Annotated in this window: 15 protein-coding genes; 3 read left to right on the forward strand and 12 right to left on the reverse strand. The window is 67.7% G+C overall.

The window, feature by feature from the left end:
- Nucleotides 1–2: 2 nt before the first annotated feature.
- Both M9917_RS10990 and M9917_RS10995 read right to left on the reverse strand, forming a co-directional pair.
- The gene (locus tag M9917_RS10990; protein WP_297253595.1) at nucleotides 3–1,751 is read right to left on the reverse strand and encodes a sensor domain-containing diguanylate cyclase; all 1,749 of its coding nucleotides are present in this window, start codon (nucleotides 1,749–1,751) and stop codon (nucleotides 3–5) included.
- A gap of 122 nt (nucleotides 1,752–1,873) precedes the next feature.
- Nucleotides 1,874–3,547, reverse strand: coding sequence for a formate--tetrahydrofolate ligase (locus M9917_RS10995; RefSeq protein WP_297253596.1), 1,674 nt, complete (start codon nucleotides 3,545–3,547; stop codon nucleotides 1,874–1,876).
- Nucleotides 3,548–3,714: 167 nt separating this feature from the next.
- Between M9917_RS10995 and gpmI the strand changes: the two genes are divergently transcribed.
- Nucleotides 3,715–5,229, forward strand: coding sequence for a 2,3-bisphosphoglycerate-independent phosphoglycerate mutase (gene gpmI / locus M9917_RS11000; protein WP_297253597.1), 1,515 nt, complete (start codon nucleotides 3,715–3,717; stop codon nucleotides 5,227–5,229).
- 59 nt (nucleotides 5,230–5,288) lie between these two features.
- On the opposite strand, the gene M9917_RS11005 is transcribed toward gpmI, so the two are convergent.
- The 6 genes from M9917_RS11005 to aceB form a co-directional block, all read right to left on the reverse strand.
- On the reverse strand, nucleotides 5,289–6,152 hold the full coding sequence (locus M9917_RS11005; RefSeq protein ID WP_297253598.1) for an outer membrane protein: 864 nt from the start codon (nucleotides 6,150–6,152) through the stop codon (nucleotides 5,289–5,291).
- A gap of 152 nt (nucleotides 6,153–6,304) precedes the next feature.
- Nucleotides 6,305–6,733 carry a low affinity iron permease family protein gene (locus tag M9917_RS11010; protein ID WP_297253599.1) on the reverse strand — a complete coding sequence of 143 codons (429 nt, stop codon included), beginning with the start codon at nucleotides 6,731–6,733 and terminating at the stop codon, nucleotides 6,305–6,307.
- An 80-nt stretch (nucleotides 6,734–6,813) separates the two neighbouring features.
- Nucleotides 6,814–7,650 carry an S-formylglutathione hydrolase gene (gene fghA, locus M9917_RS11015; protein ID WP_297253601.1) on the reverse strand — a complete coding sequence of 279 codons (837 nt, stop codon included), beginning with the start codon at nucleotides 7,648–7,650 and terminating at the stop codon, nucleotides 6,814–6,816.
- A gap of 115 nt (nucleotides 7,651–7,765) precedes the next feature.
- Nucleotides 7,766–8,878 (reverse strand): S-(hydroxymethyl)glutathione dehydrogenase/class III alcohol dehydrogenase, encoded by a 1,113-nt coding sequence (locus M9917_RS11020; protein ID WP_297253603.1) that lies wholly within the window; start codon nucleotides 8,876–8,878, stop codon nucleotides 7,766–7,768.
- 27 nt (nucleotides 8,879–8,905) lie between these two features.
- A complete protein-coding gene (locus tag M9917_RS11025; RefSeq protein ID WP_297253605.1) occupies nucleotides 8,906–9,175 on the reverse strand; it encodes a metal-sensing transcriptional repressor in 270 nt (89 codons plus the stop codon).
- 142 nt (nucleotides 9,176–9,317) lie between these two features.
- Complete coding sequence (gene aceB / locus M9917_RS11030; RefSeq protein WP_297253607.1) at nucleotides 9,318–10,925, reverse strand: malate synthase A; 1,608 nt, start codon at nucleotides 10,923–10,925, stop codon at nucleotides 9,318–9,320.
- A 301-nt stretch (nucleotides 10,926–11,226) separates the two neighbouring features.
- Here aceB and M9917_RS11035 point away from each other — a divergent pair, with 301 nt between their 5' ends.
- Entirely contained in the window at nucleotides 11,227–12,585 is a 1,359-nt protein-coding gene (locus tag M9917_RS11035) for a TadE/TadG family type IV pilus assembly protein (protein WP_297253609.1), read from the forward strand.
- On the opposite strand, the gene M9917_RS11040 is transcribed toward M9917_RS11035, so the two are convergent.
- From M9917_RS11040 to ygfZ, 3 genes are read right to left on the reverse strand one after another with little or no spacing between them, the layout of a single operon-like run.
- Nucleotides 12,569–13,189, reverse strand: coding sequence for a YfbR-like 5'-deoxynucleotidase (locus M9917_RS11040; RefSeq protein ID WP_297253611.1), 621 nt, complete (start codon nucleotides 13,187–13,189; stop codon nucleotides 12,569–12,571). The two genes, M9917_RS11035 and M9917_RS11040, sit on opposite strands and share 17 nt — an antisense overlap.
- Nucleotides 13,190–13,206: 17 nt before the next feature.
- A complete protein-coding gene (locus tag M9917_RS11045) occupies nucleotides 13,207–13,827 on the reverse strand; it encodes a DNA-3-methyladenine glycosylase I (RefSeq protein WP_465246375.1) in 621 nt (206 codons plus the stop codon).
- Between the two features lie 35 nt (nucleotides 13,828–13,862).
- On the reverse strand, nucleotides 13,863–14,750 hold the full coding sequence (gene ygfZ / locus M9917_RS11050; RefSeq protein ID WP_297253614.1) for a CAF17-like 4Fe-4S cluster assembly/insertion protein YgfZ: 888 nt from the start codon (nucleotides 14,748–14,750) through the stop codon (nucleotides 13,863–13,865).
- 180 nt (nucleotides 14,751–14,930) lie between these two features.
- On the opposite strand from ygfZ, the gene pgm reads away from it, so the two are divergent.
- On the forward strand, nucleotides 14,931–16,589 hold the full coding sequence (gene pgm / locus M9917_RS11055; protein ID WP_297253615.1) for a phosphoglucomutase (alpha-D-glucose-1,6-bisphosphate-dependent): 1,659 nt from the start codon (nucleotides 14,931–14,933) through the stop codon (nucleotides 16,587–16,589).
- A 169-nt stretch (nucleotides 16,590–16,758) separates the two neighbouring features.
- On the opposite strand, the gene M9917_RS11060 is transcribed toward pgm, so the two are convergent.
- Nucleotides 16,759–17,190, reverse strand: a complete 432-nt coding sequence (locus M9917_RS11060) for an RrF2 family transcriptional regulator (protein WP_297253617.1) — start codon at nucleotides 17,188–17,190, stop codon at nucleotides 16,759–16,761.
- Between the last annotated feature and the right edge of the window lie 81 nt (nucleotides 17,191–17,271).

A 17,271-nucleotide genomic window follows, 5' to 3' on the forward strand; every position in this document is an offset into this window, starting at 1 on the left:
AGTCAGGCGCGGCTGCGCCGCAGCATCGGGATATCCGCCGGCGGGCTGACGTAAAAGCCGTTGCGGCCGGCGCGCTTGGCGGCATAGAGCGCTTCGTCCGCGCGCCTGGTCGCGGCGGCCAGCGTGTCCTGCGGCTCGAGCAGCGTCGCGCCGACGCTGATGCCGATCGCGACGGATGCGCCGTCGTCGAGCGCGACGGGGGATTGCGCGGCGGCGGCGACGATCCTGGCGGAAACCGCCGGCAATTCGTCGGGCCCGATATCGTCCAGGAGCAGGATGAACTCGTCGCCGCCCCAGCGGGCGCAGATGTCGCCGTCGCAGAGCAGCGCCGTCATGCGCCGGGCGAGCGCGACGATCACGGCGTCGCCGGTCTGGTGGCCGTGGCGGTCGTTGATCGGCTTGAGATTGTCGAGATCGACCAGGAGCAGCCCGCCCCGGCGCGCCCGCGCCCGGTTCGCCGCGAAGGCGCGTTCGAAGCCGCGCCGGTTGAACACGCCGGTCAGCGGATCGGCATGGGCGAGCCGTTCGAGCTGCTCGGTGCGTTCGCGCACGGCCTCCTCGAGCCGGGCGGTGTTGGCCTCGATCGAGTGCTCCATTTCGCCGAAGGCCTGCGACAGCCGGCCGATCTCGTCGCGGCCGGGATCGATCGGGACGGCGCCGAACTCGTTGGCGCGCAGGCGCTGGGCCGCCTGCTCGACACGGGCGAGCCGGTCGAGCACCGCGCGCTTGAACAGCATCGTCAGCAAGGCCGCCGCCGCCAGCAGCACCGCGCCGAACAGCAGGGCGAGCGGCCAGAACAGCCGCCGGTCGATGATGCGGTCGATATCCATCACCGTGACGTTGAACCAGCCGAGGCGATCGAGATAGCCGATGCCGACGAGCACGCGCTTGCCCTCGACATGCATGAAGCGCGACTGCACGAGGCCGTCGCCGGCGCCGATGCGGGCGAACATCTCGCCGAGCAGGCGGCGGTCGGCGTCGCCGTCGACGAGCTGGTAGATCGTCTTCTTGGCGGCGATGTCCTTGGTCAGGCTGTGGAAATCGACGAGGCTGGCGTCGCGATGGGCCTGCACGGCGCCGCTGCGGTCGACGAACATGCTCTGGACGCCGTTCTGCGGGATGTCGACGACCTCCCGGATGAACTGCGTCAGGTCGAGCCCGGTGCCGATAATGCCGAGGACGCGGGCCTCCTTGCGGATGACGCAGTTGATCCAGACCTTGGTGACGCGCAGATGGTCGTCGTGGTCGACATTGAGATGGCAGCCGGAGCCCAGCGCCGCGGTCTTGTAGTACCAGCCGTCGCGCGGGTTGTCGGGCGAGAGCGCGTAGCGCTTGCGGTCGTGCTCGTAGCTGTTGTCCCTGTCGTTGAAGTAGTAGTTGCCGGACCCGGCGAGGACGGCGAAATAGCTGCGGTCGCGGAAAGAGAGGCGGTAGTGCTCGAGCTCGGCGAGGCCGCGCCGTGCCTTCTCGGGATCGGCCTCGTTCTGCGCCCAGTCGACGATCGCAGGCGCGCGGGCGACGGTCTCGGCCAGCGAGACCTCGCGCATCAGCGCCTCGAGGCCGCGATAGCGGTCGAACAGGATCTGCTTCTCCGCGACGAGCGTGCCGAGCTTCAGCACCGTGGTATCGACCAGCCAGAGGAAGGCGGTGCCGGCGGGGATGGCGATCGCGACCAGGATCGCGAGCGTCCAGCCCATGACCCTGGCCTTCAGGCTGCGCGCGCGGGGCAGACCGGCTTCGGCCTGGCTCATCGGAAACGCCTTCCTCGCGGGTGGGAGCCGTTTCCGGGCCGGAATCGGCAGCGGGGAGAGGTTAGGGAGCCATCCGTTGCATAAGCTTTAAACGCCTCTAACGGAATCGGCGGAGAATCGCCTCAGGACAACCCTTCGATGCGTCCGCGCGCATCGATATGGATGCGCTGGGCCGCGGGCTCGCGCGGCAGGCCGGGCATGGTCATGATCTCCCCGCAGATCGCGACGACGAAGCCGGCGCCGGCCGAGAGCCTGAGCTCGCGCAGCGGCACGACGTGGCCCGACGGCGCGCCGCGCAGCGCCGGATCGGCCGAGAAGGAATACTGGGTCTTGGCGACGCAGACCGGCAGATCGCCGAAGCCGGCCTCCTCCAGCTCGGCGAAACGGGCCTCGAGCCGGGCATCGACCCCGATGCCGGCGGCGCCGTAGATCTCGCGCGCGATCGTCTCCAATTTTTCCCGCAGCGGCATGGAATCGGGATAGAGCGGGGTGAAATCGGCCTCGCCTTCGTCGGCCAGGCCTGCGACCTTGCCGGCGAGCTCCTGCGTGCCGGCGCCGCCTTCAGCCCAATGCCGGCAGATCACCGCCTCGACGCCGAGATGGTTGCGGCAATGATTGCGGATGAGCTCGTGCTCGGCTTCGGTGTCGGTCGCGAAATGGTTGATCGCCACGATCGGCGGCACGCCGAACTTGCGCAGGTTGCCGACATGGCGGGCGAGGTTGGCAAGCCCTGCCTCCAGCGCCTTCAGATCCTCGCGGCCGAGCGCGTTCTTGGGCACGCCGCCATGCATCTTGAGGGCGCGCACGGTGGCGACGACAACGGCGGCGGCGGGCTTCAGCCCGGCCTTGCGGCATTTGATGTCGAAGAACTTCTCGGCGCCGAGATCGGCCCCGAAGCCGGCCTCGGTCACGACGTAGTCGGCGAGCTTCAGCGCAGCCTTCGTCGCGATCACCGAGTTGCAGCCATGGGCGATGTTGGCGAAGGGGCCGCCATGGACGAAGGCCGGCGTGCCCTCCAGCGTCTGCACCAGGTTCGGCATCAGCGCGTCCTTGAGCAGCACGCTCATCGCGCCGGTGGTCTTCAGGTCGGCGGCGGTGACGAGGCGCTTGTCGCGCGTGCGGCCGATGACGACGCGCCCGAGGCGCGCGGCGAGGTCTTCGGCGTCGCGGGCGAGGCAGAAGATCGCCATCACCTCCGAGGCGACGGTGATGTCGAAGCCGTCCTCGCGCGGGAAGCCGTTGGCGGGGCCGCCGAGCGAGGAGACGATCTGGCGCAGCGCCCGGTCGTTCATGTCCATGACGCGCCGCCAGGCGATGGTGCGGGTGTCGAGGTTCAGCCCGTTGCCCCAGTAGACATGGTTGTCGATCAGCGCCGCCAGCAGGTTGTGGGCGCTGGTGATGGCGTGGAAATCGCCGGTGAAGTGCAGATTGATCTGCTCCATCGGCACGACCTGGGCATAGCCGCCGCCGGCGGCGCCGCCCTTCATGCCGAAGCTCGGCCCCAGCGAAGGCTCGCGCAGCGCGATCATCGCGCGCTTGCCGATGCGGGTAAGCCCGTCGCCGAGGCCGACGGTCGTGGTGGTCTTGCCTTCGCCGGCCGGCGTCGGGCTGATCGCGGTCACGAGGATCAGCCTGCCGTCCTGTCGGGACTGGAAGCCGGGGATGGCTTTCGTGTCGACCTTGGCGATGAAGCGGCCGTAGGGGTGGAGAGCCTCGTCGGGGATGCCCGCCTTCGCGGCGATCGCGGCAATCGGCTGAAGCGTCGCGTCGCGCGCGATCTCGATATCGGTCGGCATTCGTCCCCCCGGAGGCTACCCCGCGGCGAGACTGGCGCGAAACACCAGAGCTCGCCAGCGTTTTTGCTCGCCTGGCCACGTTCGCCGTCTCGGCACTCGCCTAGGCGGCGCGGTGCGTGGTATCGGCACTGCCGTCCTTTCCCTGACGCAAGCCGAAGGTCAAGCCGATGCCGCCTCGTCCCGTGATGCTGATGATCCTCGATGGCTGGGGCTGGCGCGAGGACAGCGCGAACAACGCCGTCAGGCTGGCGAGGACCCCGCATTTCGACCGGCTCTGGGCACAGAATCCGCACGCCTTCCTGCGCACCTCGGGGCTCGATGTCGGGCTGCCCGAGGGGCAGATGGGCAATTCCGAGGTCGGCCATCTCAATCTCGGCGCGGGCCGCGTGGTGATGCAGGACCTGCCGCGCATCAACCAGGCGATCGCCGACGGCTCGATCGCCGGGGCGCTCGAGGCGAGCGGCCTCGTCGCTGGGCTCAAAGCCGGCGGCGGCGCCTGCCATCTCCTCGGCCTCGTCTCGCCCGGTGGCGTCCATGCCCATCAGGACCATGCGGTGGCGCTGGCGCGCCTGCTGACCGGGCAGGGCGTGCCGGTGAAGGTGCATGTCTTCACCGACGGGCGCGACACCCCGCCGCAATCGGCCGCGGCTTACGTAAAAGCCTTCGAGGCGGCGCTGCCGGCGGGCGCGACCATCGCCAGCGTCTGCGGCCGCTACTACGCGATGGACCGCGACAATCGCTGGGAGCGGGTCGAGAAGGCGTGGAACGCGATGGTGATCGGGCAGGGGAACCCCTTCCCGGATGCTGAGGCCGCCATCGCCGCCGCCTATGCGCAGGGCGTCGGCGACGAGTTCATCGTTCCCGCCGTCATCGGCGGCTATGGCGGCATGGCGGACGGCGACGGGCTGCTCAGCTTCAATTTCCGCTCGGACCGCATCCGCGAGATACTGGCGGCGGTGCTGGAGCCGGATTTCGCCGGCTTCGCCCGGCCGCGGCGGCCGCAGCTTAGCAAGGCGGTCAGCATGACCTCCTACAGCGCCGAGCTCGACAAGGTGATGCCGATGCTGTTCGCAGCCCAGACCCTCGCCAACGGGCTGGGCGAGACCGTCGCCAAGGCGGGGCTGAGCCAGATCCGCATGGCCGAGACCGAGAAATACCCGCACGTCACCTATTTCTTCAACGGCGGCGAGGAGACGCCTTATCCGGGCGAGGACCGAGTGATGGTGCCCTCGCCCAAGGTCGCGACCTACGATTTGCAGCCGCAGATGTCGGCGCCGGAGCTTACCGCCAAGGCGGTCGAGGCGATCGGGTCAGGCCGCTACGATCTCGTCGTGCTCAACTTCGCCAATCCCGACATGGTCGGGCACACCGGCGTGCTTTCGGCCGCGATCAAGGCAGTCGAGACGGTCGATGCGGGGCTCGGCGCCATCGCCGATGCCGTGCGGCGGCAGGGGGGCGCACTGCTCGTCACCGCCGATCACGGCAATTGCGAGCTGATGGTCGATCCTGAGACGGGCAAGCCGCATACGGCGCACACCACCAATCCGGTGCCGGTGATGCTGATCGGCGGAGAGGCCAGGGGACTCGCCGACGGGCGTCTCGCCGACATCGCGCCGACGCTGCTGGCGCTGATGGGGCTCGCGCAGCCGGCCGAGATGACCGGGCGTTCGCTGCTGCGCTGAAACGGGAAACGGCGCGGGGATGGCCCGCGCCGTCTCGTCGCTCGATGGTGTCCGGGCGGTCAGTACTTCCGCACGACCGGCGGCGGGGCGTAGGCGACCGGCTCGGCCGGGCCGCAGCAGTTCGGATCGCCGAAGTTCCAGCGCATGCCGATGCGGAAGTCGTGGCTCTCGATGTCCTTGGCCTTGAGCGGGGCCTGGATCTGGCCGTTGAAGGCGTTGACCAGCCGGCCCGACTGGGCGTCGCCGAGGTTCAGGTAGCGATAGCCGGCTTCCAGCGTCAGGTTCTTGTTCACCTCGTAGCCGACGCCGGCCATCAGGGCCCAGGCGAGATCGGTCTTGCTGCCGCTGTTGGCATAGCCGAGCGTCGGGCCGGTCCAGTTTCCGGTGAGCGCGCCCTGGTCGGTCAGACCGCTGATGCGGTTCTGCGAGAAGCCGATGCCGGCGCCGATATAGGGCGTCAGGCAGTTCCAGGTGCCGAGGTCGAAATAGCCGTTGAACAGCGTGACCAGCGAGGTCAGGTTGCCCTTGTAGGTGTTGGTCTGAAAGCCGTTGTTGAAGGGGTTGAAGACGATGTCGTTCACCCCGATCTGGCCGGCGCCGCGATATTCGCCGGTGACGTCGAAGCGCAGCCAGTTGTTGAAGCGGTAGCCGATGCCGAGCCCGGCGAAGAAGGCCGCGTTGTCGCTCTTGCCGAAGAAGGAGCCGCCGAACCCCACGACGTCGTCCTGATGGTATTTGCCGATGCTCTGGACGCCCACGCCGATATCGCCGCGCAGATAGACGCCGCTCGAGATCGTGCCCTTGAGGCCGAGCGGCTCAGGCGGCGGGGGCGGGGGGGCATAGGCGAGATCGGCTGCCTGCGCCGCGGCGGAGACGCCGAGGGCCAGGCCGCCCGCCAGCGCGAGAGTTTTCAGGCTGCCCATGGCAGTGTCCTTCGCGTTTGCGCGGCGCTCAAAGGACGCAGCCCGCGCGTGTTACCAATGGCGAGGACCATGCCAGCGATTTCTTAAACGACACTTAACCCTAAAAGATAACCTTACCGGGGACTGAACCGGCGAGCCCGCTTTCGCGCCGTTCAGGCGGAGGGGCGGCCGTCGCCCGTGGCAGAGGCCGCGATCTTGCGGGCCCTGGCCGCCATCATCTCGAATTCGTCGCGGATCGCCTCGAGCTTGTCCTCGTCGAGCTCCTCGAGGTCGAGCAATTCCTCGCGGGCGCCTTCCAGCCGGCAGATCAGCTCGTCGAGCTTGATCTGCATCGCCGCGGTGTCGCGGTTCTGGCTGTTCTGGATGATGAAGACCATCAGGAAGGTGACGATGGTCGTCGAGGTATTCACCACGAGCTGCCAGCTATCGTCATAGCCGAAGAACGGGCCGGACAGCGCCCACAGCACGATCAGCCCCGCGGCCGCGACGAAGGTCTGCGGCCGGCCTGCCCAATGCGCGACCCATTGCGACAGGCGGGTGAACAAGGAGCGGTCGCTGTGCGGCAGGCGGCGCTTGGCCATGGCTTGCATCCTCTGCGGGCCGGTCGAGGCTCATGATGCTCTCAACGCGGCCGGAGGAGTAGGCGTTCCCGCGGAAGGCGTTACGCCGTCAGGCGCTCGGCATGCCAGGCGATGTGCTGGGCCATGAAGGTCGAGACGAAATTGTAGGAGTGGTCGTAGCCGTCGCGCATCGTCAGCTCGAGCGGGATGCCGGCCGCGGCGCAGGCGACCTCGAGAAGCTGCGGGCGCAGGCCCTCCTCGAGGAAGCCGTCGGCCGTGCCCTGGTCGACCAGGAGGTCGCGCAGACGGTGGCCGTCGGCGATCAGCAGGGTCGAATCATAGGCGCGCCAGGCCGCCTCGTCCGGGCCGAGATATTTCTCGAAGGCGGGCTGCGACCAGCCGGCCGTCGAGGGCTGGGCGATCGGCGCGAAGGCGGAGACGGACCGGTAGCGCTCAGGGTTCTTCAGGGCGAGCGTGATCGCGCCATGGCCGCCCATGGAATGGCCGAAGATGCCCTGCCGCGTCATGTCGAGCGGGAAATGCCGGCCGATCAGCTCCGGCAGCTCGTCGCGGACATATGTCTCCATGCGGTAGTTCTTCGCATAGGGGGCTTGCGTGGCGTCGAGATAGAAGCCGGCGCCGGAGCCGAACTGCCAGTTGTCGGGCTCGTCGGGAACGCCGTCGCCGCGTGGGCTCGTATCCGGGCAGACGATGGCGATGCCGTTGGCGGCGGCCGCGGCGCGGTACTCGCCCTTGTCCATGACGTTCTGGTGGCTGCAGGTCAGGCCCGAGAGATACCACAAGAGCGGAACCGGCCCCGCCTCGCTCTGCGGCGGCAGGTAGATCGCGAAGGTCATCGGGCAGGCGCAAGCCGCGCTGTCGTGCCGATAGACGCGCTGCGAGCCGCCGAAGGCCTTCGAGGCGGAGATCAGTTCCATGGGTGGGGTCCTTTTAACGGTCTTGGCGGAACGCCTGTCATTCCGGGTTCGGCGCGCCGCGAAGCCCCGGAATGACAAAGGTGGTGCCTGCCGAATGAGGCGCTGGAACGGCGCCTCAGTAGACCACCACGCTCCTGATCGACTTGCCATCGTGCATCAGGTCGAAGCCGTGGTTGATCTCCTCCAGCTTCAGCTTGTGGGTGATCAGGTCGTCGATGTTGATCTTGCCCTCCATGTACCAGTCGACGATCTTCGGCACGTCGGTGCGCCCGCGCGCGCCGCCGAAGGCGGTGCCCTTCCAGACGCGGCCGGTGACGAGCTGGAAGGGGCGTGTCGCGATCTCCTTGCCGGCTTCGGCCACGCCGATGATGATCGACTCGCCCCAGCCGCGATGGCAGCACTCCAGCGCCTGGCGCATGACATTGGTGTTGCCGGTGGCGTCGAAGGAGAAATCGGCGCCGCCGCCGGTCAGGTCGACGATCGCCTGCACGACCTTGTCGTTGCCGACCTCCTTCGGGTTGATGAAGTCGGTCATGCCGAACTTGCGCGCCATTTCCTGCTTGGCCGGGTTGATGTCGACGCCGATGATCTTGTCGGCGCCGACCATGCGCGCGCCCTGGATGACGTTGAGCCCGATGCCGCCGAGCCCGAAGACCACGACATTCGCCCCCGGCCAGACCTTGGCCGTGTAGATCACCGCGCCGATGCCGGTCGTCACCCCGCAGCCGATATAGCAGATCTTGTCGAAGGGGGCGTCCTCGCGGACCTTGGCGAGCGCGATCTCGGGCAGCACGGTGAAGTTCGCGAAGGTCGAGCAGCCCATATAGTGGAAGACCTCGCCGCTATCGCAGGAGAAACGGCTCGTGCCGTCGGGCATGACGCCTTGCCCCTGCGTCGCGCGGATCGCGGTACAGAGGTTGGTGCGGCGCGACAGGCAGCTTTTGCACTGCCGGCATTCGGGCGTGTAGAGCGGGATGACGTGGTCGCCGACCTTGAGCGTCGTCACGCCGGCGCCGATCTCGCGCACGATGCCGGCGCCCTCATGGCCGAGGATCGCCGGGAACTTGCCCTCCGAATCCAGCCCCGAGAGGGTGTAGGCGTCGGTGTGGCAGATGCCGGTCGCCATCACCTCGACCAGGACCTCGCCGGCCTTGGGCCCGCCGATCTCGACGGTTTCGATGGTGAGCGGCTTGCCCGCTTCCCAGGCGACGGCGGCACGGGTCTTCATCGGGCGGTTCCTTCCTTCGGGATGCGTTCATTTCAGATAGGGGCGGATCACGCGCATGATCGCGGCGATCTCGTCGTTGGTATTGTCGGTGGCGTCGGTCCGCGTGGTCTCGCGCAGATGGCTTTCGAGCACCTCCGCCATCAGGCCGGTGGCGGCGCCGCGCAGCGCCGCGAGTTGCTGGAGCAGCGCGCCGCATTCGTCGCCGCGCTCGACGGCGGCGATCAGGGCGTCGGCCTGCCCCCTGATCCGGCGCAGCCGCGTGACGGCACGCTTCTTCTCCTCGGCTGTGTGCGGCATGGCCCAGAGGTCGACCCGTGATCCGCCGCACGCTATGGTACTGAGGGGGAGTATGTCAATGCGCGGCGGATGCGGCACGCCACAAAGCAGAAGGGCGCCGTCCGGAGACGGCGCCCTTTCCGCATCGGCGTGAAGCGCCGGCTCAGCCGAGCTTGGCGTAGGCCGGCACGGTGAGGAAGTCCTCGAAGTTCGGCGCCAGCGACAGCGTCTCGAACAGGGCGATCGCCTCCGGGAAGCGGCCCTTGGCATAGTTCTCAGGCCCGAGCTCGCCCTTCACGCGCTCCATCTCCTCCGGCAGGCAGCGCTTGAACAGCGCGGCGTCGGCCTTGGTCCTGCCGTCGAGCTCGACGCCGTACTGGACGAACTGCCAGATCTGGGCGCGGCTGATCTCGGCGGTCGCGGCGTCCTCCATCATGTTGTAGATCGGCACCGCGCCGCGGCCGCGCAGCCAGGCTTCGATATACTGCACGCCGATGCGGATGTTCTCGCGGAAGCCTTCCTCGGTGCGCGTGCCCTGGTGGACCTCCAGCAGGTCCTTCGTGCCGATGTCGACGTCGTCGCGCTTCTTGTCGAGCTGGTTGGCCTGCGGCATCAGCCGGTCGAACACCTCCATCGCGACGGGGACGAGGTCGGGATGGGCGACCCAGGTGCCGTCATGCCCGTCGCCGGCCTCGCGCTCCTTGTCGGCCTTGACCTTGGCGAAGGCGGCGGCGTTGGCCTCGGGGTTGTTCTTGACCGGGATCTGCGCCGCCATGCCGCCCATCGCGAAGGCGCCGCGCCTGTGGCAGGTCTTGATCAGCAGCAGCGAATAGGCGCGCAGGAACGCCTTCGACATCACGACCTGCGAGCGGTCCGGCAGGACATAGGCCTTGTTGCGGGCGAGCTTCTTGATGAAGGAGAAGATGTAGTCCCAGCGGCCGCAGTTGAGGCCGGCCATGTGCTCGCGCAGTTCGTAGAGGATCTCGTCCATCTCGAAGGCGGCGGGCAGGGTCTCGATCAGCACGGTCGCCTTGATCGTGCCGTTCTTCAGGCCGAGCGCGCTTTGAGCCGCGACGAAGACGTCGTTCCACAGCCTCGCCTCGAGATGGCTCTCCAGCTTCGGCAGGTAGAAATAGGGGCCGGAGCCCGCCGCCAGCGCCGCCTTGGCGTTGTGGAAGACATAAAGCCCGAAATCGACCAGCGAGCCCGAGGCTTTCTTGCCGTCGATCTCGATATGGCGCTCGGGCAGGTGCCAGCCGCGCGGGCGGATGATCAGGACCGCCGGCTTGTCCTTGAGCTTGTAGTCCTTGCCAGTCGTCGGGTCGGTGAAGTCGATCTTGCCGGCCCAGCGATCCTTCAGGTTGAGCTGGCCCTCGACCATGTTGGCCCAGACCGGCGAGGAGGCGTCCTCGAAATCGGCCATGAAGACCTTGGCGCCGGAGTTCAGCGCGTTGACGATCATCTTGCGGTCGACCGGGCCGGTGATCTCGACACGGCGGTCGAGGAGATCGGCGGGGATCGGCGCGACGCGCCAGTCGCCCTCGCGCACGGGCCTGGTCTCGGCCAGGAAATCCGGGGTCTCGCCGGCATCGAAGCGCTTCTGGCGCTCGGTGCGCAGCGCGAGCAGGCGCTTGCGCGTCTCGTCGAAGCGGCGGTGCAGGTCGGCGACGAAGGCGAGCGCCTCCGTGGTGAGGATCTCGTCGAAACGGGGCTGCAGCGCGCCCTTGACGACGACGCCGGCCGGCAGGGCGAGGGTGGGGGTGTCCGACATGAATGGTCCTCCGATCAGGTTGCCGCCACCATTCCGCGAAAACCTTCCTTATGAAATCTGGAAAAAATGACGATCACTTATTCTTTTTTGGAAATGATTCCGGCCTCAGGCCGGGGCTGAGGACGGCGCGCGCGGCCGCCATGCGGTGATCGTGCAGGCCGGATGACGCAAAGGAGCGCTTTCTGCTGCAAAATCAGCAGATAGGTGTGATTTCCACAAATCGGTTTCAGCAATTCGTAAGCTCCCGCGGCCAAGGTTTGCAGGATCGACTGCGGCAACTCGGCCCTGGAAGAGGCACAAGATGAAGACCGGTTTCCTGCCTGAGACGATGCGGCGCTTCTGCCGGGATCAGCGCGGCAACGTGTTGATGCTGTTCGGCATCGCGCTCATTCCGATGATGGGCGTCGTCGGTGTCGCCATCGATTACTCCCGTGCCACCAATACCCGCCAGGCGCTCAACTCCGCGATCGACACCGCGGCGCTGATGGCGGCGCGGGATGCCCAGAAGCTGACGGACGCGCAGATCAGGGACCGTATCGACAAGTGGATCCGCGACAATCTGCCCCGCGAGGCGAAAGAGGAATACAAGGGCGCGGTCGTGACGATCGACCGGACGGCGCGCACGATCCAGATCGCCGCCAACGCCGAGGTGCAGACGACGATCTCCCGCGTGATCGGCACCTCCGAGCTCGCCGTGGGCAGCACCAGCCAGGCGACCTGGGGCACCAACAAGATCGAGCTCGCGCTCGTGCTCGACAATACGGGCTCGATGTCCTCGTCGGGCAAGATGACGGCGCTGAAGCAGGCTTCCAAGGATCTGGTCAAGATCATGAAGGATGCCTCGATCGACCCCGACCAGATCAAGATCTCGATCGTGCCGTTCAATACGCAGGTCCGGGCCGACCGCGGCCTCAAGAACGAGTCGTGGATCAACTATGCCGTGAGCCGCAATGTCACTTGCGACAAGGATACGAAGAATTGCAAATGGCGCAACCCGGCAACGAATAAGGATGTCAGTATCACTGATACGAGCAACCTCGTTTGCACCAACAACGGAAAGACATGCACTGAGACGATGACCAAGGCGGTCTGGTCGTCTGCCGCTCAGGGCTGCTTCATGGATCGCGAGAAGAATTACGATACGACCGACGGAGGCGCGTATTCGTCGATCGATCAGCAGTATCCGGCGTTCTGGTGCAGCCAGTCTTCGCTGGCGGAAATCAAGCCGCTGACCAACGACTGGGACGCGCTGAACACGCATATCGACACGATGACCCCGGTCGGCAACACCAACGTCACGATCGGCGCCGTCTGGGGCTGGGCGACGCTGACGCCGCAGGCTCCGTTCACGAGCGCGAAGCCGAAGACCGAGCCGCGGCTCAAGAAATACATGATCCTGCTGACCGACGGCGAAAACACCGAGAACCGCTTCACCAGCAGCGGCAGCGAGATCGACAAACGCACGAAGCTCGCCTGCACGAACATCAAGGCGGACGGGATCAGCCTCTATACGATCCGCGTCATCGACGGCAACGCGACCCTGCTGAAGGACTGCGCCTCGGCGCCGGAGATGTACTACGACGTCAAGAAAGCCTCTGAACTCGGGCCGGTCTTCCAGGCGATCGCCAACGAGATCAGCGCGGTCAGGCTGACGCTGTAAGCCCGCCCCCGCCGAGTGCGGTAAAGCGCGCCAGGAAGCGCGCCTGAGCCGCCTCGGTGTCGAGCGGAGAGAGCAGAGCCAGAACCTCGGCCGGCAGCGCCCGCGGCCGGCCGAAGAATGTGAGGGCCTCCTGCCTGCCGAAGCCGGCCAGACGCGTCGCCTCGAAGAAGGCGGCGACGGTGTCGGCCTGCTTGATCGTCCGCTTCAGGGCGGCCGGCGCCGCCGGAGGCAGGCCGAAGCGCAGGTGTATCGCCGCCAGCAGGCGCCCCTCCACGCTCTTGTAGGCATCGCCCATCACGACCTTGAACGGCGAGATCATGTCGCCGATGACGTATTCGGGCGCGTCGTGCAGCAGCGCCATCAGGCCCGCCTCGCGGCTCAGGCCCGGATCGAGATGGGCGGCGATCGCCTCGACCAGCAGGGAATGCTGCGCCACCGAGAAGGAATGGGCGCCGCGCGTCTGGCCGTTCCAGCGGGCGACGCGGGCGAGGCCGTGGGCGATGTCCTCGATCTCGATGTCGAGCGGCGAGGGGTCGAGCAGGTCGAGCCGGCGCCCGGAGAGCATGCGCTGCCAGGCGCGGGGCGGTTCGGACTTGCGGGCCATGGCTCAGGCTCTCGCCGTCATGCCGCGCGGCTGTCGCGGGCGAGCGCGGCGCATTCGCTCCAGCGGAAGCAGCCGGTCAGGTGGTCGTTGACCAGCCCGCAGGCCTGCATGAAGGCATAGACGATGGTCGGGCCGCAGAAGGTGAAGCCGGCCTTCTTCAATTCCTTCGACATCGCTTCCGACAGCGCGGTCTGCGCCGGTACTGCGTCCTGGGTGCGGAAGGCGTTCTGCAGCGCGCGGCCGTCGAGATGCCTCCAGAGGAAATCGGCGAAGGGCTCGCGTTCGCTCAGCCTCAGATAGGCTTGTGCACTCCTGATCGCGCCCTCGATCTTGCCGCGATGGCGGATGATGCCGGGATCGGCGAGCAGGCGCTGCACGTCGACCTCCGTGAAACGGGCGACCTTGTCCGGCTCGAAGCCGGCAAAGCCGGCGCGGAAGGCGTCGCGCTTCCTCAGGATGGTGATCCAGGAGAGGCCCGCCTGGAAGCCGTCGAGGATCAGCTTCTCCCAGAGCGCGCGGGAATCGTATTCCGGCACGCCCCATTCGCTGTCGTGATAGGCGAGGTAGAGCGGGTCGCTGCCCGGCCAGCGGCAGCGGAAGCGGCCGTCCGGCCCTTCGATGGCGATGCGCTCCTCGATCAAGATATTTGCCTCCGTCAAGATATTTGCCTCGGTCATGGCGCGGCTCCGAAGCCCGGCTCGCCGGGGAAGGGAAAGCGGATGAAGCCGGGCTTCTCCGCGAGATGGAAGGCAAGCCCGCCGCCGAGCGGCGCCGTGCCGGCGGCGAGCGCATCGGCCAGCCGGTCGAGCCTGAGCAAGGCCAGCGCCCGGCCGTCCGCGCCCGAGCCGATCGTGCCGATCGGCTTGCCGCCCGCGCTCGCTTCCGCGCCGGTCTCGGCAGCGACGCCGTCGTCGAAGACGATCGGCACGACGCGCGAGCGGGCCGTGCCGCGATGCTGCATGCGCGAGACCACCTCCTGCCCGATATAGCAGCCCTTCCTGAAGGAGACGCCGCCGAGCTGGTCGAGCAGGGCCTCGTGCGGGAAGGCGTCGCCATAGGCGAAGTCGCGCCCGCCGGCGGGAATGCCGAGCCCGACGCGGCGGGCGTGATAGGCCTCCGGCTCGCCGGTGGCGAGCGCCTCGCCGCGCTCTCTGTCGGTCACGGCGCGCTGGCCGAGCGCCGGCAGGCGCGGGTCGTCATAGACGAGGCCGGCGTCGCGCGGCAGGGCGGCGCCGTCGGTCGCGGCGATGACGGCGCATGCTTCCGTCAGATCCTCCAGCGTGACCTTGGCGCGCAGCTTGTAGAGCTTCAGGCGTTTCATCAGATCCGCGCTCTGGAGCAGGGGGCAATCGATGAGGAAGCCGCCGCCGTCTTCGGCCGGCAGCGCGACGATCAGGAAATCGCAGATGATCTTGCCCTGCGGTGTCAGCAGCGCGCCGTAGCCGGCCCGCTCCGGCGTGACCTCGTCCATGTCGTTGGTCACGAGGTTCTGGAGGAAGCCGCGCGCCTCCTCGCCGCTGACGCGGATGACGCCGCGGTCGATCAATCGGGTGGCGGGCATGGGTTCGGTCTCCGGGCGCGCGGTTTCACGTCGCGGGCTGGCCGATAGGTAGGCTGCATCCGCCGCGAGCTCAACCGCCCGCGCCCGCGCCGCGACCCGGCCGCATTCCGTTGCGACTCTGTTCAGGCGCGCGTCTATAAGAGACGCACGTTCCGCCCGCCTGCAACCGAGACCCCCTTCATGAGCGATTCCGTCAGCCCCCTGGCCGGCAAGCGGCTCGAGCCCGGCCAACTGGTCGATGTCGCGGCCCTGACAAAAGCTTATTTCGACCGGCCGGACCCCACGCAGCGCTCGCAGCAGGTCGCCTTCGGTACCTCGGGGCATCGCGGCTCGGCCCTGCTGCGCTCGTTCAACGAGGCACATATCCTCGCCATCGCGCAGGCGATCTGCCTCTACCGCCGCGGGCAGGGGATCGACGGGCCGCTTTTCCTGGGCATCGACAGCCATGCGCTTTCGCGCAACGCCTTCGAGACGGTGCTGGAGGTCTTCGCCGCCAACGGCGTCGCCACCATCGTCGACGAAAAGTTCGGCTTCACCCCGACCCCGGTGATCTCGCACGCGATCATCGGCCATAACCGCGGCCGCACCAGCGGGCTCGCCGACGGCGTCGTGATCTCGCCCTCGCACAACCCGCCGGCCGATGGCGGGCTGAAATACAACCCGCCCCATGGCGGGCCGGCCGATACCGACGCGACCGGCTGGATCGAGAAGCAGGCCAACGCCTTCCTCGCAGACAACCTCGCCGGCATCGCGCGGATGCCTTTTGAGAAGGCGCTGAAGAGCGGGCATGTCCGGCGCCGGGACTATGTCACGGCTTACGTCGCGGACCTCGCCACTGTCGTGGACATGGCGGCGATCCGCGAGGCCGGCGTCGCGATCGGCATCGATCCGCTCGGCGGGGCCGGGCTCGACTATTACCAGCCGATCATCGACCGCTACGGGCTCGACGCCACCATCGTCAGCCGGGAGATCGACCCGGCCTTCGGCTTCATGACCGCCGACTGGGACGGCAAGATCCGGATGGACTGCTCGTCGCCCTATGCGATGGCCGGGCTGATCGGCACGCGCGAGCGCTTCGACGTCGCCTTCGCCAACGATACCGACGCCGACCGGCACGGCATCGTCACGCGCAGCAGCGGGCTGATGAACCCGAACCACTACCTCGCGGCGGCGAGCGCCTATCTCTTCGCCAACCGGCCGGGCTGGCGCGCGGATGCCGCGATCGGCAAGACCGCGGTGTCGAGCGCGATCATCGACCGCGTGGCCGCCAGGCTCGGGCGGCGGCTGGTCGAGGTTCCGGTCGGCTTCAAATGGTTCGTCGAGGGGCTGATCTCGGGCGGCTTCGGCTTCGCCGGGGAGGAGAGCGCCGGCGCCTCCTTCCTGCGCATGGACGGCACGGCCTGGACCACCGACAAGGACGGCATCATCCTGGGCCTGCTCGCCGCCGAGATCACGGCGAAGACCGGGGCCGATCCCGGCGTGCTCTACGGCAAGCTGACGGCCGAGCTCGGCGAGCCCCGCTACGCGCGCGTCGATGCGCCCGCGAGCGCGAGCCAGAAGGCGGTGCTCAAGAACCTCTCGGCAGAGCAGATCGCGACGAAGGAGCTCGCGGGCCAGCCGATCACGGCGATCCTGAGCCATGCGCCGGGCAACGGCGCGGCGCTCGGCGGCGTCAAGGTCACGGCGGCGGATGGCTGGTTCGCGGCGCGCCCCTCCGGTACCGAGGAGGTCTACAAGATCTACGCGGAAAGCTTCCGGGACGAGGCGCATCTTGCCGCCATCCAGGAGGATGCGCGGCGCATCGTCGGTCAGGCTTTCGCGGCGGCCGGAGCCGCCTGAGGGCGCTCAGTTGTCGATGGCGGGAGCCCGCTCCACCAGCTCCAGGAATATCGCGGCGCAGGCCAGCCAGGCGATCGACCACCAGATCAGCATTACCCCTCCCGAATCTTATGTTTTTTGCAGCATAGCCGAGGGTATCGCGACGACAAGAGGCCGGGTTCCGGCACGCTCAGGCCGCCGGCATGCCGATGCCGAAGCGCTGCGGATCGGCGGCGAGATCGCCGAGCGTATAGCGGTCGAGCTCGCCCAGGAACTGCTCCATCGCGCCGGACAGGATCCCCCGCCAACGGGCGAGATCCAGCGGCGAGCGCCCCTGCGCCTCGCCGAAGCATTCGACGACGGAGAAGGCCGGCTCGGTCACGCGGATGAGCGCGCCGAGCGCGATCTCCTGCGGCGGGCGCGCCAGCATCAGCCCGCCGGAGCGACCGCGAACGCTTTTGAGGAAGTTCTGGCGAACCAGCAGATTGGCCACCTTCATCAGATGCGTGCGCGAGATGTCGCAGGACACGGCCGCCTCCTCGACGGTGACGAGGCGACCCGGATGCACGGCGGCGAAGGCCAGGAGGCGCAATGCGTATTCGCTGAACTGGGTCAATCGCATGGTGGGTTCCTTCATCATCGATGTCCGTTCAAAAAAGCGAGACAATGGCAAGGGCGTGTGGAAGTCACGATATCAGATTTT

This window comes from Bosea sp. (in: a-proteobacteria), from assembly GCF_023953965.1.
GTDB lineage: Bacteria > Pseudomonadota > Alphaproteobacteria > Rhizobiales > Beijerinckiaceae > Allobosea.